Source organism: Nocardiopsis sp. LOL_012 (assembly GCF_048060475.1).
Lineage (GTDB): Bacteria > Actinomycetota > Actinomycetes > Streptosporangiales > Streptosporangiaceae > Nocardiopsis.
The window spans coordinates 1-253 of record NZ_JBHMIV010000148.1 but is presented as its reverse complement, the minus strand read 5'-3'; the positions used below and the strand labels follow the sequence as shown (position 1 = coordinate 253).

Genomic DNA, 253 nt, shown 5'->3' with positions numbered 1-253 from the left:
TGGTGGGCCGGGCCGACGCCCAGGTCAAGGTCCGCGGCTTCCGCATCGAGCCCGGCGAGGTCGAAACGGCGCTCACCGGTCTTCCCGAAGTCGCCGCCGCCGCGGTGGTCGCGCACGGTTCCACGACCGGGGAGCTCCGGCTGGTCGCCTACGCGGTGCCCGAGGACGGCACGGAGCCGGAGGCGGTGCGGTTGCGGTCCGCGCTGTCGGAGGTGTTGCCGGAGCACATGGTGCCGTCGGCGGTGGTGGTGCT

1 protein-coding gene is annotated in these 253 nt (G+C 74.3%); it reads left to right on the top strand.

Annotated elements, in window-relative coordinates:
* Window positions 1-253, top strand: a 253-nt coding sequence (locus ACFHWE_RS23855) for an AMP-binding enzyme (protein ID WP_416604123.1), incomplete at both ends; no start/stop codon positions are given.